This is a genomic window from Paractinoplanes durhamensis, from assembly GCF_016862175.1.
Classification (GTDB): domain Bacteria; phylum Actinomycetota; class Actinomycetes; order Mycobacteriales; family Micromonosporaceae; genus Actinoplanes; species Actinoplanes durhamensis.
Genome location: NZ_BOML01000075.1, coordinates 38,275 through 60,370, shown reverse-complemented (window position 1 = coordinate 60,370; position 22,096 = coordinate 38,275). Strand labels below are relative to the sequence as shown.

Genomic DNA, 22,096 nt, shown 5'->3' with positions numbered 1-22,096 from the left:
ATGGTGCATCGGCTGCGGACCCGCACGATCGGCGTGCTGCTCGACGAGGCGACCGACCCGTTCTCCGCCGCGCTCCGCCGGGCCATCGAGGACGAGTGCCGGGCGCGCGGCTTCGAGGTGCGCATCGGCGGTGCGGCCGACGGGGTGATCACCGACCGGCCGGATGCCGGCGGTGCCGCGGCGGTGTTCGTGGGGCGGCCCGGCGACGGTGACACGGTGGTGTCGACGAACGTGGCCGGTGCGGGCGGCGCGATCCGGCACCTCGTGTCGTACGGGCATCATCGGATCGCGTACCTCGGAAGTCAGCCGACGCTGACCACCGAGCGGGACCGGCATCGGGGTTACCTGCGGGCGATCGGCCGCCGGGCCGGACCGGTGGTGCAGGATCTGCACGACGAGGCGGGCGCCGAACGCGCGACGATCGGGGTGCTGCGCGGGGCCGATCCGCCGACGGCGATCTTCGCGGCGACCAGCGTGATCGCGATCGGGGCGGTGCGCGCGCTGCAGAAGCTCCGGAAGCAGTCGAGCGTGGCGCTGGTCGGGTTCGACGACTTTCCGGTGGCCGACCTGCTCGAACCGGCGGTCACCGTGGTGGCGCAGGACCCGGCGCGGATGGGCCGGACCGCCGTCGGCGCGCTGTTCGAGCGGCTCGACGGCTATGACGGACCGCCGCGCGAGATCAGGATCCCGACGACCCTGATCCCGCGCGGCAGCGGTGAGATTTCCTAGGGGAAATTCGTCACGGTGCGGGGTACGACCGCATCCGCCGTGGCCGCGTCGCCGATCCCGTTGACGACGTGGTCGATCGTGCCGGAGGCCAGCGAGATGGTGAAGATGTTGTGCAGCTTCACCCCGCCGTTGACCGGCGCCTGGAACCCGTTCGCCGAGTGCACGGCCGGGTTGTTCTGGAAGAACGCGTAGCTGCCCATGCCCCACGCCTCGTGGCTGGTGACGCTGTCGGCCACCTTGTAGGCCGGGTAGCCGGTGCCGTCACTGCGCCACACGGCGTTGGACGGCGGGTCGTACGGCTGCTCGTTCTGCAGGAAGTAGGTGCGGCCGCCGTTGCCGTTCCAGAGCACCTCGGTCTTCTGGTAGTGCTCGACGAACAGGCCGTACGCGGTGACGTTCTGCCCATTCACGATCAGGCCGCTGTCCGCGGTGTTGACCGTCCAGCCGTAGGTGCCGGCGTTGCCGTGGTCGGCCCGCCACGCCCAGATGTGGTCGATGATCGTGTTGTTGCTGTTCACCAGCAGGCTGTTGGTGGCCTTGCCGGCGATCGAGCCACCGATCCGGAAGAAGACGTCCTGCACGGTGGTCGGGTTGGCGGCGTGGTTCGCCGTGCTCCCATTAGGACCGATCACGAGGAGATTTGCGGAGTTTGTCGTGCCGGCATCGAACAGCAGGCCGGCGATCTTCACGCCGTCCACATCCGCCACCTGCATCGGCGTGACGCCGCCGTCCGGGATGATCGTCGCGTAGCCGAGGCCGAGAACCACGGTGTTTGCGCGGGTAACGTTGATTGTCTGATTTACGTGGTAAATCCCAGGCTGGAAGATCAGGTTGAGGCCCTGCGCAAGGGCCTGGTTGATCGTCGCTGCCGAGTCACCCGGCTTGGCCACGTAGAACTGGGTCAGCGGGATCGAGGTGCCCGGCGTGTTGCCGTTCACCCACGTAGCCCCTGTCGCATTTGTCTGCAAATTGGGGACGAAGACCGCGTAGGCCCCACCGGCCTGGTACAGGTACGGCTTCTCCCGGATCACCGGCGCCGACGCGATCGTCGTGTACGGCGGGTTCGGGAAGCTGGTCGCCGGAGCGCCCTGCACACCCACGAACACCTGGTTCCAGACGGCGTTCGAGTTCGAGCCGATCTGGCTGTTCCGGGTGAACCACTGCTGCTGCGAGTACTGACCCTCGACCCCGCTGATCCGCGAGTCGGCGATGTAGCCGCCGGACGCCCAGCCGTAGCCGTTCGGCGCCAGGTTCAGGCCACCGTGGATGTCCATCCGCCGGAACGGCGCGGCCTGCGACACGGCCCACCGGTCGTCCCCGGACACCGGGTAGAGCGACAGGTTCTCCACCGACCGCCAGAAGTTCTGGGTCGCGTTCCCGTTGAACCAGCCGGCGTCCACGGTGATGTCACCGTTGATCCGGGTGTCCTGTGGGTTCTGCCCGAGACCGACCACCGAGGTGTAGAAGCCGACCTGGATGTTGAGTCCGTTGTAGGTGCCCGGCTTGAACGCCAGAACGTACCGCTGCAGGCCGAACTGGTTCGACTCCTGCTGCTTGAAGATCGTGTCGGCCTGCGCCTGGATCGTGGCCGTCGACTGCGACGGGTCGAAAACGATCACGTTGGCGCCCAGCGAGCCGCCCGCGGGGACGGTCGGCCCGGTGGTGGGCGGCGTGGTCGTCGGTTCGGTGCTCGGGGTGCCGCCGTAAACCTTGAACTCCCAGAGCGAGTAGCCGTAGCCGGTGGTCCGCTGCGTGCCGTACATCCGGACATAGCGCCCGGTGCCGCTCACGGTCAGCGACTGGTTGCCACCGGTCGAGGTCGTGGTCGAGTAGATCGAGGTCCAGGTCGACGCGTTGTCGGACACCTGGATCTGGAACGCCTTGGCCGCCGCGGTCTCCCAGTTCAACTCGACCCGGGTGATCGACTGCGAGCTGCCGAGGTCGACCTGCAGCCACTGCGGGTCGGCGAACGCCGATCCCCAGCGGGTGCCGGTGTTCCCGTCGACGGCCTCGGACGCGAGATAGGCGCCGGCCACTTCGGTCGACGACGCGGTCGCGGGCTTGCCCTGCGAGAGCAGGGTTTCCGCGGCGCTGGCGCCGACCATGGTGATTGCGGCATACCCGGCGACGACGGCGGCCACGAGGCCACCGATCGCACCGAGGCGCCAGGGGGAGCGTCTCCGCGGAGGTGCGGAGCTACTGGGGATGGTCATTGCTTCTCCTAGGGCGGGGACTTGCAAGGGGGACTGCTTGCACCCTCGGGGAGGCCGATCTCTCCACATGTTCGGGGAGAGCGCTCCCCCGCCACTGAAGCTAGGTAGCCATCAATACGCCTGTCCAGACTTCGTCACGGTTCCGGAACCGACCGGCAACGCAGGCGTACTTGCGGATGTCACAACCCTGCGGGATGCAGCATTGCCCGAAAAGGCATAACCCCAGCTCAGAGCCGTGTCACAAGTTCCCCTTCCGGACCACCGACGGCCGCCCGCCACCCCGATAACCAAGACCCCGGAACCGGTTCCGCCGCTGATCAGCAAAAGCACCATCGCCCACCGATCCCGGCATTCCGCGCGTTCCACCGCCGGGAAGCGCTTCCCGAAAACCTTCAAGATCAATTCCATAATGTACGGGATTTACGACAAGTCCCGCTTTCAGCGGCCACGCCAGGCGTCCCCGCACGGCCGTCCCCGGCCACCGGCGGCCCCGGCCCGTCCGGCTTACGGGCGCCTTTATCGTGGGGGCGTGCGGCTTGTGCTGACCAGCGACACCCATCTCCCGAAGCGAGCGCGTGACCTACCGGCACCGCTGTGGGCGGCGATCGACGCGGCGGACGTGGTGATCCACGCCGGCGACTGGGTGGACATGGCCGCATTGACCGCGCTCTCCGAACGCGCGACCCGCCTGATCGCGTGTTACGGCAACAACGACGGCGCGGAATTGCGCTCCCGGCTGCCCGAGATCGCCCGTGCCGACCTCGACGGCTTGCGCCTGGCGGTGATCCACGAGACCGGCCAGTCGACCGGCCGCACCGAACGCTGCGCCGCCCGGTTCCCCGACACCGACCTGCTGGTCTTCGGCCACTCGCACATCCCCTGGGACACCACAGCGCCCGGCGGTCTGCGCCTGCTCAACCCCGGTTCGCCCACCGACCGCCGCCGCCAGCCGTTCGCCACATTCATGACCGCCCAGATAGCCGACGCCCGCCTGACCGAGGTGACGTTGCACAACCTGCCGCCGCGCTGAGGGTGCCGCGGGGTGGCGCGCCGGTCGCACACTCGGGTCATGGCGACCCTGCTCTTCATCGGCGTGCTGGTCGCGGCGGGTGTGACCGCCGGCGTGACAGCCCGCCGCACGAAAAAGATCCCGCCCCCACCACCGACAGACAGCCCCGGCTCCGACTTCAGAAACATGGGCGGCGGCCCGACCGCCGGCATGTCCTGACCGCTCGCCGCGGCCGGCCCGACGCCTCGCGGTGCGGGCGTTGGTCAGTCGCGCTTGAGGCGGGCGGCTTCGGCGTGGGCCTCGGCCAGGATCTGGGCCGCGGTGGCCTTTGCCTCGGCGATGCGGTCAGCGGCTTGCTCCTCGGCCAGCGACAGGATGTTCTCGACCTGGGGGCCGAGCCGGCTGAACACTGGGCTCTCCTTCGCGGCCTTCGGCGCCGGCGCAGTGCGGGCCGCGATGGCCTCGCCGACCAGTTCGCCCTTGCCGGCGCGAGCGCCGAGGGCGAGCAGGGCCAGCCCCACCACGACCGCGACCAGGGCGGGCACCGCCGCCGGACCATCGGCTTGCGAGCCGATGAGCGCGCCGATGCCGGCGCCGAGCAGGAACAGGCCCCAAGCCTTCATAGCGGCATGCTATCGGCGATCCACTGTGGCCGCGGTCCGGCTGGAGACCGCAGGGACGCGCCACCCCGGAGACGACAAAAGCAGGAAAGCCCACGCTTTCCCGCCACTCTCAACATATAGCGCAGAGGGGGCCTTGCGGCAAGCCCCTGGCAAGGCTCTAACCTGCGGAAACACGCGCAACCGGGGGAGTTCCATGTTTGACGTGATCATTGCCGGGGGCGGGCCGACCGGCATGATGCTGGCCGCTGAGCTGCGGTTGCACGGCGTACACGTAATTGTGCTGGAGAAGGACGCGGCGCCGGCCGCGTTTGTTCGTTCGCTCGGGCTGCACGTGCGCAGCATCGAGGTGATGGACCAGCGGGGGCTGCTGGAGCGGTTTCTCGCGCACGGGACGAAGCATCCGGTCGGCGGGTTCTTCGCGGGCATCGGCAAGGCGTCGCCGGAGCGGCTGGACACCGCGCACGGCTACGTTCTCGGCATTCCGCAACCCATCACCGACCGGCTGCTGGCCGAGCACGCCGCCGAGCTCGGCGCGGAGATCCGGCGCGGCTGCGAACTGGTCGGGCTCAGCCAGGACGAGCACGCGGTGACCGCCGAGCTGGCCGACGGGACCCGGCTGAACGGGCGCTACCTGGTCGGCTGCGACGGCGGCCGCAGCACGGTCCGCAAGCTGCTCGGCGTCGGCTTCCCCGGGGAGCCCAGCACGGTCGAGACGCTGCTCGGCGAGATGGAAGCGACCGCATCGCCGGAGACGGTGGCCGCCGTGGTGGCCGAGGTCCGCAAGACCCAGGTCCGGTTCGGTCTCGGGCCGATCGGCGGCGGGGTGTACCGCGTCGTCGTCCCGGCCGACGGGGTGGGCACCCAGGGAAAACCGACCCTGGAGGACTTCCGGCGGCAGCTGCGGGCGGTCGCCGGCACCGACTTCGGCGTGCACTCGCCGCGCTGGCTCTCCCGTTTCGGCAACGCGACCCGGCTGGCCGACCGCTACCGGGTCGGCCGGATGCTGCTGGCCGGCGACGCCGCGCACGTCCACCCGCCGGCCGGTGGCCAGGGCCTGAATCTCGGCGTCCAGGACGCGTTCAACCTCGGCTGGAAGCTGGCCGCCGAGGTGGCCGGCTGGGCACCGCCCGACCTGCTCGACAGCTACCAGGCCGAACGGCACCCGGTGGCCGCCGACGTCCTCGACCTCACCCGCGCACAGATGGAGCTGATGTCCCTGGAGCCGGGCCCGCAGGCGGTACGCCGCTTGCTCACCGAGCTGGTGAACTTCGAGCAGGTGAACCGCTACCTGACCGAGAAGATCACCGCGATCGGCATCAGATACGACATCGGCGAAGGAGAGGGCCCGGACCCGGTCGGCCGGCGGTTGCGGGACGTGACGCTGAAGCGCGGGCGCCTCTACGAGCTGATGCACGCCGGCCGCGGCCTGCTGCTCGACCAGACCGGCCGGCTGTCGGCCGAGGGCTGGGCGGATCGGATCGACCACGTCGTGGACGCCGGCGAGGAGCTCGACGTCCCGGCCGTGCTGCTGCGCCCCGACGGTCACGTGGCGTGGGCCGGTGACGACCAGGAGAGCCTGCGCCGCGATCTGCCCCGCTGGTTCGGCGAGCCCGGCGAGTATCAAGCCGGTTGATGCGGTCGGCAAGACACGGGTGTTTGGGCCACGGCGGCCCCAACTCATCGAAGTAGACCTTGCTGCCGAATTCATTCGAATAGAAAGTAGACGATCGCCCGCAGATCGGACACCGCGCGTTGGGCCGCACCCAGCGCTCATCGATAACTACCCACCGATACCTCCGAGGCGATGGCCGTCAGCCACCACAAGGTAGCCAGGTTTCTCGCGCCCAAGATCATCTGAAGGTCCACGACCAGGCATCCTGGCGGCCGAGACTGCCGGGAACGCGAAATGCCTCGCCGCGGTGGGCGGCGAGGCATTTCGGTGAAGCGGTGGGTGTCAGCCCAGGTCGACGCTGGGGTAGAGCGGGAACGGGGCCAGCAGCTCGGTGGCCTGCTTGCTCACTCGGTCGGCCAGGGCCGGGTCCAGCGTGTACTTCGCCTTTGAGCCCTCGGCCGGGGTCGTGCCGGCCAGGACCGTGTGGATCAGGTCGGCGATCTGGTCCATCTCGGCGGTGCCCAGGCCGCGCGAGGTCAGCGCCGGGGTGCCGATCCGGATGCCGGACGTGTACCACGCGCCGTTCGGGTCGTTCGGGATCGCGTTGCGGTTGGTCACCACGCCCGAGTCGAGCAGGGCCTGCTCGGCCTGGCGGCCGGTCAGGCCGAACGGGTGCACGTCCAGCAGCACCAGGTGGTTGTCGGTGCCGCCGGAGACCACCTGGACGCCGCGCTTCAGCAGGCCCTCGGCCAGCGCCTGGCTGTTGGTGACGATCTGCTGGGCGTAGGTGGCGAACGAAGGGTCGCGGGCCTCGGCGAACGCGATCGCCTTGGCCGCCATCACGTGCGAGAGCGGGCCGCCGAGCACCATCGGGCAGCCGCGGTCCACCTGGTCGGCGAGCTCGGGCTGGGCGAACACCGCGCCGCCGCGCGGGCCGCGCAGCGATTTGTGGGTGGTGGTGGTGACGATGTGGGCGTGCTCGATCGGGTTGAAGTCGCCGGTGAAGACCTTGCCCGCGACCAGGCCGGCGAAGTGCGCCATGTCGACCATGAAGGTGGCGCCGACCTCGTCGGCGATCTCGCGCATCTTGGCGAAGTTCACCTTGCGGGGGTACGCCGAATAGCCGCCCACGATGATCAGCGGCTTGAATTCGCGGGCCGTTTCCCGGAGGGCCGCGTAGTCGATCTGACCGGTGGCCGGGTCGACGCCGTAGGACCGCTGGTCGAACATCTTGCCGGAAATGTTCGGCCGGAAGCCGTGCGTGAGGTGACCGCCGGCGTCGAGCGACATGCCGAGCATGCGCTGGTTGCCGAAGGCCTGCCGGAGCTCGGCCCACTCGGCGTCGTTCAGGTCGTTGATCTGGCGCTTCGCAAACTTCTTCAAAGCGGGAACTTCGACCCGGTCGGCCAGGATGGCCCAGTAGGCGACCAGGTTGGCGTCGATGCCGGAGTGCGGCTGGACATACGCATACGGAGCGTTGAACAGGGCCTTCGCATGCTCGACGGCGATCGCCTCGACGGTGTCGACGTTCTGGCAGCCGGCGTAGAAGCGGCGGCCGATGGTGCCCTCGGCGTACTTGTCGGAGAGCCAGTTGCCCATCGCCAGCAGCACGGCCGGCGAGGCGTAATTTTCACTGGCGATCAGTTTCAGCGACTCGCGCTGGTCGCTCAGCTCCTTGGCGATCGCGTCGGCGATGCGCGGCTCGACGGAGCGCACCACGTCGAGCGCGGAGCGGAAGGCGACGGACTCGGCAGACAACTCAGGCATAGGACCTCCCTATCACGATGCAGAGGCCCAGGCGCACGGCAGGTCGTCAGGCGACGGGGCCGCTCCCCGATGGTTCCCCATCCGAACGCGCCAGTCACGGCCCGCCCGGAAGCATACTCGCGACCTGCGAACCTCCATCGCCGTCTAGCCTGATCTTTTGTGAACGGCGTCCAGCTTCTGCTCATCATCGGTGCGGGGATCGCCGTCTCGGCGGTGGCCCGTAAGCGGAACATCGAACCCGGATGGATCATCGTGGTGCTGGCCGCCGCGGCGTCGTTCATTCCGGGCGTGCCCCGGCTTGAGCTCGACAGCGAGATGATCCTCGCGATCGTGGTGCCGCCGCTGCTCTACTCGGCGACCCGGAACGCGTCGTTCTCGTCGTTCGGGGCGAACATGAACGCGATCGTCACGCTCGGGCTGCTGCTGGTGCTGTTCACCGCGGGGGTGCTCGGCCTGGTCGCGACGTGGCTGCTGCCGACGATCGGCGGGGCGGCGGCGTTCCTGCTCGGCTCGGTGCTGGCGCCGCCGGACACGATCACCACGGTCTCGCACGGTGACGAGATCGGGCTGCCGAAACGGGTCACCTCGATTTTGACCGGGGAGAGCCTGGTCAACGACGCGACCGCGCTGACCCTGTTCGCGATCGCGCTGGGCGCGGCCAACGGTGAGCAGGCGTCGTTCGGGTCGGGCGCGCTGGAGCTGGTGCGGACCGCCGGGATCGGGCTGGTGATCGGCGCCGGGCTGTCCGTGCCGACGCTGTGGCTGCGCAAGCGGCTGGGCAACCCGACGCTGGAGACCACCCTGGTCCTGCTGCTGCCGTTCACCGCGTTCCTGCTGGCCGAGGAGGCGCACGCGTCCGGCATCCTGGCCGTGGTGGCGGCCGCGTTCTCGGTGAGCCTCAACCTGGCGCTCGACCCGAAACACCAGTACCCGGGCGGCTACAAGACCCGGTTGCAGGAGGAGTCGTTCTGGCCGGTGGTGGACTTCCTGCTGGAGACGTTCGTGTTCGCGTACATCGGCCTGCAGTTGAAGTGGGTTCTCGAGGATCTTGCCGAGTCGGATGATCCGGGTCTGGTCCGCACCCTGGTGGCGGCGGGCGTGCTGCTGGTGGTCGCGATCCTGTTCCGGCTGTTCGCGGTGTGGGTGTTGTTCGGCCGCTGGCGGCGCAAGGACCAGCGGGTCAAGCGCCGGGTCCAGGAGGACATCTACTTCCGCACCCGGTGGCAGCGGATGGAGGAGCGCCGGACCCGCCGGGGCGGCAAGCCGCTCGATCCGCCCACCAGGAAGCAGACGTTGCTGGTCGGCTGGACCGGCATGCGCGGCATCCTCACTCTGGCGGCGGCCGCGGCGATCCCGCCGACCATCGAGCACGGCACCGAGCCGTTCCCGGGCCGGGACGCGATCCAGGCGATCGCCCTGATCGTCACCCTCGGCACGCTGCTCATCCAGGGCACCACGGTCGGCTGGCTGTCCCGGAAGCTGAACTTCGACCTGACCGAGGAGCGGGCCGAGACGAAGGAGCTGCGCGACCTCGCCCGGACGATCATCGCGGAGGCGGGCGCCGAGCCGGCCGAGACGGACGACGCCCGGTTCGAGGCGCAGCGGGCGGCGCTCGGCAAGGCGGTCGCGGAGCACCGCCTCACCGAGGACATCGCCCGCGAGCTGATCGAGGAAGTGGATCTGCGGCAGGCCGCACAGAGCACCTACCCGGCGTAGACCCGGACGTAGTCGAAGCGGCCGGTCGCGCCGGTGCCACCCATCGCGACCACGCCGATCTTCAGGGCGGCCGGGCGGGACAGCGTCCAGGCGTTGCCGGACCAGTCCCAGGTGACGCCGTCGCCGCTGGTGGCGAACCGGGCCACCCCGTTCGCATAGCGCAGGCGCAGCCACATCGTCGCCGGGGCCGGGCCGCCGAACGACGGGCCGGAGAAGACCGCGCCGGTCGATGCGCGGGTGTCCTCCTTGGTGAACTCGGTCTGCTGCAAGAAGGTGTTCGCGAATCCGGACAATGGAAGCACCGCATGGGCGAGCTTCACGAAACGGTCGTCGTTGTCGTACAGCACGAGCCCGGCCTGCTGATTACCCCGTACGCCATCGAATTGGAGCTTGGTTTCCATCACGAACGAACCCGGCGGCGCGTCGCGCAGCAGAACCCCGGCGGTGTTGCTGCCGAGGGCGAGATCGCCCGCCTGGGTCGGCCGCACGAGCGAGCCACCGGTCACCGTGGCCGCGGCGTCCGGCCGAAGCCAACTCCAGCCAACCCCAAGATCAACCCCATGGAATTCATCTGAGTACGACGTGAGCAGCGCACCAACCGCAGGATCGGCCGTTCGCTGCTCAACGGGCGAATAGAGCGGCGCCGCGCCCAGATTGTCCACTTCGGCCGCGCCGGAACGGGAGACCGCGGCGATCTTGCCACCGGGGAACGAGGCCGGGAGCGTCAGCGAGACCGTCGCGGTGTCGTCGAGGAGCCGGTCGGCACTCACCGTGACGGTCAGCGCGGTGCCGCGCCGGGTGAGCACGAGCGTGTGCCAGGACTGGTAGTTGAAGTTCGCCGGCAGCGCGGCCGCGCCGGTGACCGCGCCGTCCACGACGAGCCGTTTCGAGGCGCTGTCGAGCCAGGCGGTGACCGTGCCGTAGCCGATGCCGGCCGCCGTGCCGCGCACGTCGCCCTCGATACGGACATTTCCGGAAATAGAGCCAGACGACGAGGAGCTCGCCGCCGCGGATGCCACGAGCCGCCCGCCGGACCACGTGAAACCGCCCGTAAACCCGGCCGCCGACGAATCGAACGTGCTGCCCACGGTCCAGGTCGTGACCGGCGCGGTCACCGCCGAGTTGGACGGCCCTGCCCCGGCCCGCACCAGCGGCCACCCGTTGATCCAGTCCAGCCGGTCGATCATCAGCGGCCGGCGGGTGAGGTTCAGGGTCGCGCCGTTCGCGCCGGTGACCGGCGGAAAGTCCGGGCCGGCCTGCGGGATCGCGTGGTAGACCAGCCAGTCCTGCCCGGCCAGGTCGGTGGCGATCGCGTTGTGTCCCGGCCCGACCCAGCCGTTGCCGGTGGCCGCCAGCACGACGCCGTCCTTGCTGGTCAGCTCGGTGAGCGCGACCCCGGTCGGAGTAGTGAACGGCCCGAGCGGCGAGGTGGCCCGGCCAACCTTGACGGTGTAGCCGCTGAACGCGCCGTCGCAGCAGCCCCCGTCCGAGTAGAACAGGTAGTAGTAGCCGTCGCGGTGGACGACGAAGCCGCCCTCCATCCGCCGCCCGTGCCCGATCGGGGTGACCGCGCCGGAGATCGCGGTGCCGTCGGCATTCATCCGCGCCACGCAGATCGTGTCGTAGCTGCCCCAGTAGAGGTAGTACGAGCCGTCGGTGTCGGTGAACATGGCCTGGTCGATCGTGCCGCTCGGGCAGCCGCTCGACGCCGGCACGATCAGCCCGCCGTCGGTCCACGGCCCGGCCGGGTTCGGGCTGGTCACCACGCCGATGCCGCCGACGCTGAGGGCGTACGTCAGGTGGTAGAGGTTGTTGTAGAAGCGGACGTCCGGCGCCCAGGGACGGGTCGCGGCCGGCCACCAGGAGGGCTTGGCGGTCAGCGCGAAGACGTCACCCACGTACGTCCAGTGCACGAGGTCGGTCGAGGTGATCGTCGGCAGGATGTGCTCTCCTGTCTCACCCCGACTGTTGAAGATCGGGTTCGTGGTGCCGTAGGCGTACCACTTCCCGTCCTTGGCCCTGATGACCGCCGGGTCGGGGAAGGTGTCGACGGCGCCGGCGCTGACCGGGTTGGTGTAGGTCGCGGGGGCCGCTTGCGCCGGGCAGGCCACAATACCGGCAAAAATGAGGACAAGGGCGAGCAGAGAGCGAGCCATCCGTGGCGCTCCTATTGCCGAAAACTGGCGGCGATCGCCCCGCGGGCGCCGTCGTCGTCGCCGAGCCGCGCGGCCCGAACGACCGTCCCGCGCCGCGCTGGCAACCGTTCGCCGCCCGCGCCCGGCGGTTCAGCGACCTGCTCACCCAAAATCCTTGAAAACGGGGCGTCCGCCGCGCGGTCAGACCCCAATTTCCTGGAAAGCGGGGCGTCCCCCGCGCAGTCAGACCCCAATTTCCTGGAAACCGGGGCGTCCCCCGCGCGGTCAGACCCCAATTTCCTGGAAAGCGGGGTGTCCCCCGCGCGGTCAGACCCCAATTTCCTGGAAAGCGGGCGTCCCCCGCGCAGTCAGACCCCAATTTCCTGGAAACCGGGGCCTGCGCGGTGCCCGAGACCCCAGCTTCAAGGAAACCGGCGCCACCCCGGCCACTCGCCGAGCGGAGGGTCGAACTCCGCGCGGCTCCGCTTTCGTCGCTGCCCGCGGAAGCGGGTGGTGGTCCGGGGCGGACCGCAACCAGTTCCGCTGCAACTGCGGTAGCGACCCGGGTCACGATGCCGGGTGCGGCGGCGGCCAGCGGGCCGCCGATGACGATCTGTTCGGGGTCGAGGATCAGTGCGGCGGAGGCGAGCACTCGACCCACCGCGTCGGCCACCCGGTCCATCGCGGCGCGGACCCGCGGCTCGTCCCGGCGCGCCGTCAACTCGTCGAGATCGCGTACACCGGCGGCGGCGAGAGCCGGTCCGACCGCGGCGACCGTTTCCAGGCAGCCCCGCTTGCCGCAGCGGCAGAGGCCGCCCGACGGGTCGGCCTTGACGTGTCCGAACTCCCCCGCCATCCCGCCCGCGCCGGCCACCAGCCGGCCGCCGACCACCAGGCCGCCGCCGATGCCGTCGGCGAGCCGGATGTAGAGCACGTCGCGGGCCTCGCTGAGGCTCGCCTCGGCGAGCGCGGCGAAGCGGGTGTTGTTGTCGACCACGATCGGCGCGGCGAACCGCTCGGCGAACGCGGCCTGCACGTCGGCTCGCGCCGCACCGGCCGGGTAGGGACCGGCGACGCCGACCCCGATGCCCTGGAGAGCGGCGAGCGTGATGCCCCGCTCCCGGGCGACCCGCTCGATCAGCGCGACCCCGGTGGCGAGGCGCTGCGGCCACGCGCTGTCGGCCGGATAGGGGGTCACCTCGCTCGCGATGATCTCGTGCGCGGCGTCGGCGACGGCCACCCGCACCCGGGTGTGCCCGAGGTCGACGCCGAGGAACTGGCCCGAGCGCGGATCGAGCGCGAGCAGCTCGGCCGGGCGCCCGCTGCCGGCCCGCCGGGGCGCGTCGGTATTGACGACCACGATCGCGCCGCGGGACAGCAGGTCGCCGGTGATCTCGGAAAGGGTGGTGCGGGAGAGGCCGGATCGGGCCGCGATCTGGGCCCGGGACAGGCCGCCGCGCTCGCGCAGGATCGCCAGGACGCGCTCCTCGTGAGCGCGCCTGACCAGCGCATGTACGCCTAACGACCCGGACATGCGGCCACCGTAGGCGGGCCGGAATTTTTCCGTCAACGGTCCGACAGAATTATCTCTTCTAAACCGGTAGGAAAACTTCCCGGGTAACCGTGGAGTAACGCACGGCAGCCAGGGACAACCTGTCCGTGGATAGATCCGGCCTTCATCTGATTTCCCTTTCGGGCCAGTCTTGTCATGTCGAACAAGGGAGGGTGGTCGCATGGACCGGGCACAGCTCGCCGATTTCCTCCGGGCTCGCCGCGAGGCGCTGCAACCGGAGGACGTGGGCCTGCCGCGTGGGCAGCGCCGGCGCACCGGCGGCCTGCGGCGCGAGGAGGTGGCGGCCCTGGCCGGCATGTCGGCCGACTACTACAGCCGGATCGAGCAGCAGCGCGGGCCGGTCCCCTCCGAGCAGATGCTGGCCGCGCTCGCCCGCGCCCTGCACCTCGGCCTCGACGAGCGGGACCATCTCTTCCGGCTGGGCGGGCACGTGGCGCCGCAGCGGGTGCGGCGCGACGACCACATCAGCCCCGGCATGATGCGGATCCTCGACCGGCTCGCCGACACCCCGGCCATGATCATGTCGCGCTTCGGCGAGACGCTGCTGCAGACCCGGCCGGCCGTGGCCCTGCTCGGCGACGAGACGCGGTGGACCGGGATGGCCCGCTACATGGTCTATCGCTGGTTCACCGAGCCGTCGTCCCGGCTGATCTATCCGGCCGCCGACTACCCGCTGCACGGGCGGATCTTCACGGCCCAGCTGCGGGAGGCGTACGCGGCGGCGCCGGACTCCCGGGCCGGCGAGATCGTCGACGCGCTGCTCGCGATCAGTCCCGAGTTCGCCGAGATCTGGCGGTCGCACGAGATCGGCCTCACCCACCTCGACCGCAAGCGTTTCAACCATGCCGAACTCGGCGATCTGGAGCTGTACTGCCAGACCCTGTTCGATCCCGACCAGTCGCAGGTGCTGCTGGTCTTCACCGCCGTACCCGGATCGCCGAGTTACGAGAAGCTCCAGCTGCTCGCGGCCGTCTGAATTTTCCGAGAAAGAACGAAAGAAGGCAGGACCATGTCCAAAATCGCCCTGATCACCGGCGGCAACCGCGGCCTCGGCCGGGCCACCGCCCTCGCCCTGATCGAGGACGGCGTCGAGGTCATCTACACGTATCGGGACGACCCGGGCGAGAAGATCGACGCGGTCGCGCTCAAGCTGACCGTCGGCGACCTCGACTCGTACGCCGGCTTCGTCGAGGAACTGCGCGGCGTGCTGCGCGACCGGTTCGGCCGCGACGACTTCGACTTCCTGGTCAACAACGCCGGCGTCGGCAAGGCCGGCCGGGTCGCCGACTTCAGCGTCGAGGATTTCGACGAACTGGTGAACGTGCACTTCCGCGGGGTGTTCTTCCTGACCCAGAAGCTGCTCCCGGTGATCGCCGACGGCGGCCGGATCATCAACCTCTCGACCGGCCTGGCCCGCTTCACCGGCGAGGGCATCTACGCCGCGTACGGCTCGGTGAAGGGCGCGATCGAGGTCTTCACCCGCTACCTGGCCAAGGAGCTCGGCCCGCGGCAGATCAGCGTCAACGTCGTCGCGCCCGGCCCCACCGGCACCGACTTCGGCGGCGGGGCACTGCGCGACAACGCCCAGGTGCGCGAACACCTCAGCGGGGTGATCGCGTTCGGCCGGGTCGGCGAGCCCGAGGACATCGCCGGCGTGATGGTCGCGATGCTGGCCGACAACACCAAGTGGATCACCGGCCAGCGCATCGAGGCATCGGGCGGCATGCTCCTGTGAGCGCGAGGAGAGAGCCGGTTTTGCGAGCCCCGCAGCGCGAACGAAAAGTGGCGCTGTGAGTCTGCTGGGAGTTCCGCAACTCAGATTGCTTGCATGTTACGGAATGCATCGACAAGACTGACTGAGTCGGACGCACCCCGCCGCCGATCCCCCACCGGATCACCCCGGTCTTTCCCCGGACCGGTTCCGTTGCGGCGGCGGAGGTGCGTTCCTTAGTTCCCGGTGATCCGTAACGACACCCACAGCGCCAGCACCCCGGCGACCAGTGCGGCCGGCACGGTCAGCAGGCCCAGCCGGAGGAACTCGCCGGCGTCCGGCGGGTGGTCGCGGGCGTGCAGGATCTGCCGCCATAGCAGCGTCGCCAGCGAACCCACGTAGGTCAGGTTCGGTCCGACGTTCACCCCGATCAGCACGGCCAGCAGCAGGGCCGGCCGGGCCTGCACCGCCGGGACCAGCACCAGCGTGGCCGGCAGGTTGTTCACCAGGTTGGCCAGCAGGGCCGCCAGCCCGGCCACCGCCAGCAGTTGCAGCAGCCCGGTCCGCTCCGGCACCAGCGCATCGACCAGCCGGTCCAGCCCGTGCTCGCGGACCGCCAGCACCACCACACCGAGCCCGAGCACGAACGCGCAGAACGGCAGGTTCGCCTCGCGCAGCAGGACCTTCGGGGAAACCCGCTTGGGTACGGCGAGGGCGATGGCGCCGGCCGCGGCGACCCAACCGGGGTGTACGCCGAACGGCTGCGCCACCGCGAAGCCGGCCAGGGTCAGCGCCAGCACCACCAGGGCGAACCGGGGTGCGGCCGGGTCCGTTCCGCCCTCGGCCGCGCGGGCCGGCGCCCGCAGGTCGGCGCGGAAGAACCACCGGAAGATGGCGTACTCGGCGAGGATCACCGCCACCCAGGGCAGCGCCATCACGGCCGCGAAGCCGAGGAACGTCAGCCCGCTCGCCGCGAAGGCCAGCAGGTTGGTCAGATTCGACACCGGCAGCAGCAGCGACGCCGAGTTGGCCAGGTGCGCCGAGGCGTAGGCGGCCGGGCGCGGCCGGGCCCCGGTGCGCGCGGCGGTAGCCAGCACGACCGGGGTGAGCAGCACCACCGTGGCGTCCAGGCTGAGGACGGCGGTGGTCAGCGACGCGGCCACGAAGACCGCCGCGAGCAGCCGGGTCGGCCGGTGGCCGCTGATCCGGGCGGTCAGCGCACCGGCGTACCGGAAGACGCCGTGCTCCCCGGCCAGATGGGCGAGGAGAAGGACCGCCGCCAGGAAACCGACGGTCGGACCGAGCTCCCCGATCTCGGCCACCGCGTCCCGCCAGGGCAGCAGCCCGGTGACGACGATGAGCAGCGCGGCCGGGACGGCGACGACCGCCTCGGGCAGGCCCTTCGGCCGGGCGACCGCGAACGCGAGCACACCGGCCAGCAGCAGAGCCGTCAGGAGGAGGAGCACCTAGAGGCCGAAGAGTTCGTGCGCGCCCGAGACCTGCAACACCCGCGCCACCAGGCCGCGGGCGTTGACCACCCGGAAGCCGGCCGGCCGGGCCCGGGCGTCGTTGTACCCCTCGAGCAGCGCGCCGAGCGCCTCCGAGTCCAGAAAGGCCACCTCGGCGAGGTCGACCACCACGTCACCGTCGTCGAGCGCTGCCCGGATCGCGCCGTACAGGTCGTCGCGTGCGGTGATGTCGAGTTCGCCGCTGATGTGCAGGAAGGTCGCGGTCCCGTCGGCCGCACGCTCCTGACCGATCTTGTAAGAGTCCGCCACGGGAGAATTTTTACCAGCCTCCGGCGGAATCAGCTCGGGAAGCTGGCCCAGACATGTTTGGTCATGTCAGTGGCATACCACCCGACATCGGCCGCAAAGGTGCGAGTCAATTGCAGGCCGAGGCCGCCGGCGCCGAGCGGCCGGCCCGCGTCGACCGTCGGTTCGGCGTGCCGGTCATGGTCGGCGACGTCGATGATCAGGCGGTCGCCCTCGCGCAGCAGCCGCACCACAGTGGGCGGTAGGCCGTGCCGCAGCGCGTTGGTGGCCAGCTCGGTGACGACCAGGGCCATGCGCTCGACGGCGTCACCCTTCTCGGTGGTCAGAGTGCCGGACACGGCATCCCGCAGGGCCGCCCGCAAGTTACCCAGATCACCGAACGCTGCGAGCGTCCATCGGCATATCTCCGCGGCCTGGGGGTACGGAACCGACGCGGGCAGCGAGGTCATGGCGTCCATCTTGCCCGGACAGCGCGGATCGACACACCGACCGACCGGTTCGCCCGGACCCCCCGGGTGGACATCGACATCGGCGATGATCACCTCGCGTTACTTGTCATCACGCAAAGTCACTCATACTTTCGGCTAGTCTTTCCTCAACCCCTCGGTTAGGGTCTACGTAACCGAACGGCCTACTGTGCATGGTCGACGGCGAACGCATCGAGCGCCGTCGACCGTTGATAGGGACACCCGACCGACCCGGGTCCAGCAAGATCGGACCGGCTCTCCGGTTAGGTACCAGGGAGGACCAAGCATGACCGTCACTCAGACGTCGCAGATCTCGTCGGCCACCAAGGCCGGCGCCGAGGCTCCGGTCGACAGCGCCGCCGAGCTCCTGAACGCGATGGCCGCCATGCCGGTCGGCCACCCGTCCCGGGCGGCCCTGCGCGACAGCGCGATCGAGGCGTGGCTCCCGCTGGCCCGGCACCTCGCCAACCGCTACGCCGGCCGCGGCGAGCCCACCGACGACCTGATCCAGACCGCCAACGTCGGCCTCATCAAAGCCGTCGACAAGTTCGACCCCGAGCGCGGCGTCGACTTCGCCGGCTACGCCATCCCGACCATCATCGGCGAGATCAAGCGCCACTTCCGCGACCGCACCTGGTCCATCCGGGTCCCGCGCCGCCTGCAGGAGCTGCGCCTGGCGATCACCGAGGCCAACAGCACCCTCACCCACACCCTCGGCCGCTCGCCGACCGTCGCCGACATCTCGGCGCACCTCGGCATCACCGAGGAAGAAGTCCTGGAAGGCCTCGAAGGCGCCCGCGCCTACAACGCCACCTCGCTGAGCACCCCGATCTCCGCCGACGGCACCACCGAGCTCGGCGAGACGCTCGGCGGTATGGACCAGGAGTTCGAGATCGCCGAGACGCGCGTGGCCCTGGGCCCGGCGCTGGCGACGCTGGACGAGCGCGAGCAGAAGATTCTGACCCTGCGCTTCTACGGCAACCTCACCCAGTCGCAGATCGCCGACCAGATCGGCATCTCCCAGATGCACGTGTCCCGCCTGCTCACCAAGGCGCTCACGAAGCTGCGCGGCCAGCTGGCCGGCGACGAGATCTGATCCGCACGCTTCCTGAACAGCGTCAGGCCGGCCCGGTTCGGGACGGCCTGACGCTGTTTCGGGCTGTTCTAAAAATCAGGCCAGCGGCGACATGTACGGGAACGCGTTGAGCAGCGTCCGCGAGGTGAGGGTCTTGCCGTTGCCGCGGAAGAGCAGCAGGGCGCCGTCCCGCTGGCGGATCGCGATCAGGTCGGTGTAGCCGTCCCGGTCGAAGTCGCCACCGCCGACCAGGTCACGCAGGCCGTTCCAGCCGGTGCCCAGCGAGGTCCGGGTCGCATAGGCACCCTTGCGGCCGGGGTAGAGCAGCAGCGTGCCGGTCGCGTTGTGCCGGGCCACCAGGTCGGGGTAACCGTCCTTGTTGAAGTCGCCGATGCTCGCCACCTCGGCCAGCGTGTCGAACCCGCCGTTGACCACCAGCTTGCGCGTGCCGAACTTCGTCCCGGCGGCGCCGGGGTAGAAGTAAAGACTGGCCCCGGAGACGGCGACCATGTCCGGGTAGCCGTCCTTGTTGAGGTCACCGGCCGGGGTGATCTCGCGCAGCGAGCCGGTGCCGGAGAGCAGCTTCTTGCGGGTGCCGAAGCCGGTGGTGGTGCCCGGATAGAAGTACAGATCGCCGTTGCTCGCCCGGGCGAGTACGTCTTCCTTGCCGTCCTTGTTCAGGTCACCGATCCGGACGTACGCGTTGTAGCCCTTCCACCCGCTGCCCACCAGGGTGCGCCCGCCCAGCCCCGAGCCGTTGCCCGGGTAGAGGTAGACGTTCGACGTCCGCCAGTCCTTGGCGAGGAAGTCGGACCAGCCGTTGTTGTTGAAGTCGGCCATGGTCGCGGACGGCAGCGGCGTGAAGTCGACGTAGTTGTTGTCGATGTTGATGGTCACGCCGCCGTACGTCTCGGTGTGCCCGCCCTTGTACTGCTTCATCCGGCGGTGCCCGGGCCAGTAGGTCGCCGGGATCTTCGTGTCGGTGGTGGTGACCGTCTCGTCCCAGCGGGCGAAGTCGATGTAGTCCGGCTTCGCATAACCCGGCACGTTGTACTGCGCGACCTGGTCGGCGATGCCGGAGCTGACGCTCGAGTAGTAGCCGGAGAAGTAGGACAGGTTGTGCAGCCGCGCGGTCCAGCCGTTCATGAAGTTGAGGACGCCGGCCCGGCACGTGGTGTCGGTGGTGGTGTACGACTCCATGTCGTAGATCAGCACGGAGTTCTTGGCCAGGCCGAGGGAGACCGCCTGGATCACCGCATCCGCCGCCGCGGCGCTGCCCTGCGCGTACGCGTTGGCGTTGTCGATCACGTTCTTCTTCGGCGTCGTGGCGCAGGTGGCCTGCGGGCCGACGTAGATCGGGATCAGCTTCCAGCCCGCGGTGACCTGCTCCTGCACCCACGCGGCGGTGAGGTTGGCCTGCGTGCAGCCACGGGAGACGCCACCGATGTAGATACCGATGCCCTTGTACGGCGAGTTCGCGCGCCACGCCTTCATCGACGCACTGGACGGCGCCGTGCACGCATCGAATGCGTAGCCGGTGAAGGTGCCGGGTTGGACGGTCGAATACGCGGATGCGGCCCCGGCGTTACCCTGGACCAGCGTGAATGACGACGCCAGCAGAATCAGGGCGCAGATGGCCGCCTTGACTTTGACATTACGACGCGCCGGGATGAGCCGGTGAGCCCCCATGATCGCCCTTCTCGGCAGGAATCGACCACCGAGCTAAGCAGTTGATCATGGGACACAACTCCGCCGAACGGCTCGATCTGACGAGCCGCTCGGCGGGAACGACGACTATCTATCGGACATATGCATCAATACCAATACTTGCGGCCGCCGATCGGACGCCCGACCGAGCCGAGAATCCAGAACACGGCGCCGACGATCAGCAGGATGATTCCGATCGTGGTGAGGATCGAGATGTGGGCGAAGATGCCGATCAGCAAGAGAATCAGGCCGACAGCCAACATGGGAGCGCTCCAATCAGCGGGGGGTTGCTTCCGCGCCGAGTGATACCCATGAGTGCAATTCGCCAACCATGGGCCCCTCTTTTCACAGATCGGGCACAGGGCGGCCACACCCGGCGGAAAGTGCGGCGGCCGATCTTTGATCGCATGAGACCAGTACTCGACGTGGTGATCCCCGTCTACAACGAAGCCGCCGACCTGGAGCGCAGCGTGCGCCGGCTCCGCGGATACATGCAGACCGTGCTGCCGTTCCCGTTCCGGATCACCATCGCGGACAACGCCAGCACCGACGAGACCCCGCTGATCGCCGGGCGGCTCGCCGTGGAGCTGCCCGAGGTGACCGCGGTCTACCTGGCCGACAAGGGCCGCGGGCGGGCGCTGAAGTACACCTGGCTCAACTCGAACGCCGACGTGCTCGCGTACATGGACGTCGACCTCTCCACCGACCTGGCCGGCCTGCTGCCGCTGGTCGCGCCGCTGGTCTCCGGCCACTCCGACCTGGCCATCGGCTCCCGGCTCAAGCGCGGCTCACGGGTGGTGCGCGGGCCCAAGCGGGAGTTCGTCTCGCGCAGCTACAACATGATCCTCAAGGCCACCCTCGGCGCCCGGTTCTCCGACGCCCAGTGCGGCTTCAAGGCGATCCGGGCCGACGTGGCGCACCTGCTGCTGCCGCTCGTGCAGGACACCAACTGGTTCTTCGACACCGAGATGCTGGTCCTGGCCGAGCGGGCCGGGCTGCGTACGCACGAGGTGCCGGTCGACTGGGTGGACGACCCGAACAGCAAGGTCGACATCGTCGCCACCGCCCGCGAGGACCTGCGCGGCATCGCCCGGCTCCGGCGGACCATGCCGAGCCTGCCGCTCCCGGCGATCCGCGCCCGGATGGGCCGGACCACGCCGCGGGCTTCTCAACTGGCGACTCATTAGGTTCGTTGCGGATTCACCCCTGGCGTTCAGCAGAAGTAGTGACTCCACAGGTTTCTCGCACCCGGGCCCGGCTACCGTAGGTACCCGATGCCACCTCCACCTGACCTTCCCGGATTCCTGCACGGAGTCGCGCCCATCCTCGATCGATGGGGTTACCTCTCCGTCGCGGCGACGATCGGCGTGGAAAGCTTCGGGGTCCCCGCCCCCGGTCAGACGTTCATGGTGGCCGCGGCCATCTACGCCGGGGCCGGCCGGCTCAACATCTTCGGCGTCGCGGCGATCGCCTTCGTCGCCGCCGTGCTCGGCGACAACGTCGGTTACTGGATCGGCGTCCGCGGCGGGCGCAAGGCGGTGCATCGCTGGGGCAAGTACGTCTTCCTCACACCCGAGCGATTGGCCCGTGCGGAGGGTTTCTTCGCACGTCGCGGAGGTCGTATTGTCGTCATCGCTCGTTTCATCGACGGCCTCCGGCAGTTCAACGGCGTGATCGCCGGCATCACCGCGATGCCGTGGCGCACGTTCCTGATCTACAACACGATCGGCGCCGCGCTCTGGGTCGGTTGGTGGACGAGCATCGCGTACGTACTCGGAACGCATCTCGTCGAGATCATCGAGCACGCACACCGATACAAATGGTGGGCGATCGCCATTGTCACCCTCGCGGTGGTCGCCTATGTCACGTTGCACCTCCGGCACATCAGACGCCGGCGTGCCCGCAGTGCTGCGGCCGCCGACGCGGTGGAGCCCGTCGCCGAACCTGTCGAGGAAAAGCAGGGCTGACGGGGCGTCCGCCACGA

The 22,096-nt window shown here is 69.4% G+C and carries 19 protein-coding genes, 1 pseudogene and 1 riboswitch; of the genes and pseudogenes, 10 read left to right on the top strand and 10 right to left on the bottom strand.

The annotated features are described in order from the left end of the window. Positions 1-729, top strand: coding sequence for a substrate-binding domain-containing protein (locus Adu01nite_RS42675; RefSeq protein WP_203735088.1), 729 nt, complete (start codon positions 1-3; stop codon positions 727-729). Here the strand turns inward: Adu01nite_RS42675 and Adu01nite_RS42670 are convergent. Next, complete coding sequence (locus Adu01nite_RS42670; protein ID WP_203735087.1) at positions 726-2,942, bottom strand: discoidin domain-containing protein; 2,217 nt, start codon at positions 2,940-2,942, stop codon at positions 726-728. The genes Adu01nite_RS42675 and Adu01nite_RS42670 overlap by 4 nt on opposite strands. Before the next feature lie 529 nt (positions 2,943-3,471). Between Adu01nite_RS42670 and Adu01nite_RS42665 the strand changes: the two genes are divergently transcribed. Beyond that, complete coding sequence (locus tag Adu01nite_RS42665; protein WP_203735086.1) at positions 3,472-3,972, top strand: metallophosphoesterase family protein; 501 nt, start codon at positions 3,472-3,474, stop codon at positions 3,970-3,972. Positions 3,973-4,011: 39 nt separating this feature from the next. After that, positions 4,012-4,170, top strand: coding sequence for a hypothetical protein (locus Adu01nite_RS42660; protein WP_203735085.1), 159 nt, complete (start codon positions 4,012-4,014; stop codon positions 4,168-4,170). 44 nt (positions 4,171-4,214) lie between these two features. Here Adu01nite_RS42660 and Adu01nite_RS42655 read toward each other — a convergent pair whose 3' ends face one another. Continuing rightward, positions 4,215-4,574: a V-type ATP synthase subunit E family protein gene (locus tag Adu01nite_RS42655; RefSeq protein ID WP_203735084.1), complete on the bottom strand. Its 360-nt coding sequence runs from the start codon at positions 4,572-4,574 to the stop codon at positions 4,215-4,217. 193 nt (positions 4,575-4,767) lie between these two features. Here Adu01nite_RS42655 and rox point away from each other — a divergent pair, with 193 nt between their 5' ends. Further along, on the top strand, positions 4,768-6,207 hold the full coding sequence (rox, locus tag Adu01nite_RS42650; protein WP_203735083.1) for a rifampin monooxygenase: 1,440 nt from the start codon (positions 4,768-4,770) through the stop codon (positions 6,205-6,207). Between the two features lie 321 nt (positions 6,208-6,528). Here rox and Adu01nite_RS42645 read toward each other — a convergent pair whose 3' ends face one another. After that, on the bottom strand, positions 6,529-7,953 hold the full coding sequence (locus Adu01nite_RS42645; protein WP_203735082.1) for a glycine hydroxymethyltransferase: 1,425 nt from the start codon (positions 7,951-7,953) through the stop codon (positions 6,529-6,531). A gap of 18 nt (positions 7,954-7,971) precedes the next feature. After that, a riboswitch (ZMP/ZTP riboswitch) is annotated at positions 7,972-8,061 on the bottom strand. Positions 8,062-8,112: 51 nt separating this feature from the next. Between Adu01nite_RS42645 and Adu01nite_RS42640 the strand changes: the two genes are divergently transcribed. Beyond that, positions 8,113-9,669 (top strand): cation:proton antiporter, encoded by a 1,557-nt coding sequence (locus tag Adu01nite_RS42640; protein ID WP_203735081.1) that lies wholly within the window; start codon positions 8,113-8,115, stop codon positions 9,667-9,669. On the opposite strand, the gene Adu01nite_RS42635 is transcribed toward Adu01nite_RS42640, so the two are convergent. Beyond that, positions 9,657-11,693: a glycoside hydrolase family 43 protein gene (locus Adu01nite_RS42635; RefSeq protein ID WP_239133151.1), complete on the bottom strand. Its 2,037-nt coding sequence runs from the start codon at positions 11,691-11,693 to the stop codon at positions 9,657-9,659. The two genes, Adu01nite_RS42640 and Adu01nite_RS42635, sit on opposite strands and share 13 nt — an antisense overlap. Then, positions 11,626-13,338: an ROK family transcriptional regulator gene (locus tag Adu01nite_RS48260; protein ID WP_239133144.1), complete on the bottom strand. Its 1,713-nt coding sequence runs from the start codon at positions 13,336-13,338 to the stop codon at positions 11,626-11,628. Before Adu01nite_RS48260 ends, Adu01nite_RS42635 begins: the two co-directional genes overlap by 68 nt. A gap of 199 nt (positions 13,339-13,537) precedes the next feature. On the opposite strand from Adu01nite_RS48260, the gene Adu01nite_RS42625 reads away from it, so the two are divergent. Both Adu01nite_RS42625 and Adu01nite_RS42620 read left to right on the top strand, forming a co-directional pair. Further along, positions 13,538-14,353, top strand: a complete 816-nt coding sequence (locus Adu01nite_RS42625) for a helix-turn-helix transcriptional regulator (protein WP_203735079.1) — start codon at positions 13,538-13,540, stop codon at positions 14,351-14,353. A 33-nt stretch (positions 14,354-14,386) separates the two neighbouring features. Continuing rightward, positions 14,387-15,112, top strand: coding sequence for an SDR family NAD(P)-dependent oxidoreductase (locus Adu01nite_RS42620; RefSeq protein ID WP_203735078.1), 726 nt, complete (start codon positions 14,387-14,389; stop codon positions 15,110-15,112). A 212-nt stretch (positions 15,113-15,324) separates the two neighbouring features. Here Adu01nite_RS42620 and Adu01nite_RS42615 read toward each other — a convergent pair whose 3' ends face one another. From Adu01nite_RS42615 to Adu01nite_RS42605, 3 genes are read right to left on the bottom strand one after another with little or no spacing between them, the layout of a single operon-like run. Beyond that, positions 15,325-16,554: an SLC13 family permease gene (locus Adu01nite_RS42615; protein ID WP_203735077.1), complete on the bottom strand. Its 1,230-nt coding sequence runs from the start codon at positions 16,552-16,554 to the stop codon at positions 15,325-15,327. Beyond that, positions 16,555-16,866 carry an STAS domain-containing protein gene (locus tag Adu01nite_RS42610; protein WP_203735076.1) on the bottom strand — a complete coding sequence of 104 codons (312 nt, stop codon included), beginning with the start codon at positions 16,864-16,866 and terminating at the stop codon, positions 16,555-16,557. A 29-nt stretch (positions 16,867-16,895) separates the two neighbouring features. Next, positions 16,896-17,405, bottom strand: coding sequence for an ATP-binding protein (locus tag Adu01nite_RS42605; RefSeq protein ID WP_239133143.1), 510 nt, complete (start codon positions 17,403-17,405; stop codon positions 16,896-16,898). Positions 17,406-17,616: 211 nt separating this feature from the next. Here Adu01nite_RS42605 and Adu01nite_RS42600 point away from each other — a divergent pair, with 211 nt between their 5' ends. Next, positions 17,617-18,426, top strand: coding sequence for a SigB/SigF/SigG family RNA polymerase sigma factor (locus Adu01nite_RS42600; protein WP_203735075.1), 810 nt, complete (start codon positions 17,617-17,619; stop codon positions 18,424-18,426). 75 nt (positions 18,427-18,501) lie between these two features. Here the strand turns inward: Adu01nite_RS42600 and Adu01nite_RS42595 are convergent, their stop codons facing one another. Together Adu01nite_RS42595 and Adu01nite_RS42590 are read right to left on the bottom strand one after the other, a co-directional pair. After that, positions 18,502-20,094 (bottom strand): glycoside hydrolase domain-containing protein, encoded by a 1,593-nt coding sequence (locus Adu01nite_RS42595; RefSeq protein ID WP_203735074.1) that lies wholly within the window; start codon positions 20,092-20,094, stop codon positions 18,502-18,504. A gap of 125 nt (positions 20,095-20,219) precedes the next feature. Next, positions 20,220-20,375: a DUF6131 family protein gene (locus Adu01nite_RS42590; protein ID WP_203735073.1), complete on the bottom strand. Its 156-nt coding sequence runs from the start codon at positions 20,373-20,375 to the stop codon at positions 20,220-20,222. Between the two features lie 144 nt (positions 20,376-20,519). On the opposite strand from Adu01nite_RS42590, the pseudogene Adu01nite_RS42585 reads away from it, so the two are divergent. Both Adu01nite_RS42585 and Adu01nite_RS42580 read left to right on the top strand, forming a co-directional pair. Beyond that, positions 20,520-21,263, top strand: a pseudogene (locus tag Adu01nite_RS42585) (dolichyl-phosphate beta-glucosyltransferase); the annotation flags it as partial. A 123-nt stretch (positions 21,264-21,386) separates the two neighbouring features. Further along, on the top strand, positions 21,387-22,079 hold the full coding sequence (locus tag Adu01nite_RS42580) for a DedA family protein (RefSeq protein ID WP_203735071.1): 693 nt from the start codon (positions 21,387-21,389) through the stop codon (positions 22,077-22,079). Positions 22,080-22,096: the final 17 nt, after the last annotated feature.

Bases quoted from the DNA above. Each gene is read 5' to 3' on its own strand.
- Adu01nite_RS42675 (WP_203735088.1), top strand. From the start codon at position 1: ATGGTGCATCGGCTGCGGACCCGCACGATCGGCGTGCTGCTCGACGAG.
- Adu01nite_RS42670 (WP_203735087.1), bottom strand. From the start codon at position 2,942: ATGACCATCCCCAGTAGCTCCGCACCTCCGCGGAGACGCTCCCCCTGG.
- Adu01nite_RS42660 (WP_203735085.1), top strand. From the start codon at position 4,012: ATGGCGACCCTGCTCTTCATCGGCGTGCTGGTCGCGGCGGGTGTGACC.
- Adu01nite_RS42655 (WP_203735084.1), bottom strand. From the start codon at position 4,574: ATGAAGGCTTGGGGCCTGTTCCTGCTCGGCGCCGGCATCGGCGCGCTC.
- rox (WP_203735083.1), top strand. From the start codon at position 4,768: ATGTTTGACGTGATCATTGCCGGGGGCGGGCCGACCGGCATGATGCTG.
- Adu01nite_RS42645 (WP_203735082.1), bottom strand. From the start codon at position 7,953: ATGCCTGAGTTGTCTGCCGAGTCCGTCGCCTTCCGCTCCGCGCTCGAC.
- Adu01nite_RS48260 (WP_239133144.1), bottom strand. From the start codon at position 13,338: ATGTCCGGGTCGTTAGGCGTACATGCGCTGGTCAGGCGCGCTCACGAG.
- Adu01nite_RS42625 (WP_203735079.1), top strand. From the start codon at position 13,538: ATGGACCGGGCACAGCTCGCCGATTTCCTCCGGGCTCGCCGCGAGGCG.
- Adu01nite_RS42620 (WP_203735078.1), top strand. From the start codon at position 14,387: ATGTCCAAAATCGCCCTGATCACCGGCGGCAACCGCGGCCTCGGCCGG.
- Adu01nite_RS42600 (WP_203735075.1), top strand. From the start codon at position 17,617: ATGACCGTCACTCAGACGTCGCAGATCTCGTCGGCCACCAAGGCCGGC.
- Adu01nite_RS42595 (WP_203735074.1), bottom strand. From the start codon at position 20,094: ATGGGGGCTCACCGGCTCATCCCGGCGCGTCGTAATGTCAAAGTCAAG.
- Adu01nite_RS42590 (WP_203735073.1), bottom strand. From the start codon at position 20,375: ATGTTGGCTGTCGGCCTGATTCTCTTGCTGATCGGCATCTTCGCCCAC.
- Adu01nite_RS42580 (WP_203735071.1), top strand. From the start codon at position 21,387: ATGCCACCTCCACCTGACCTTCCCGGATTCCTGCACGGAGTCGCGCCC.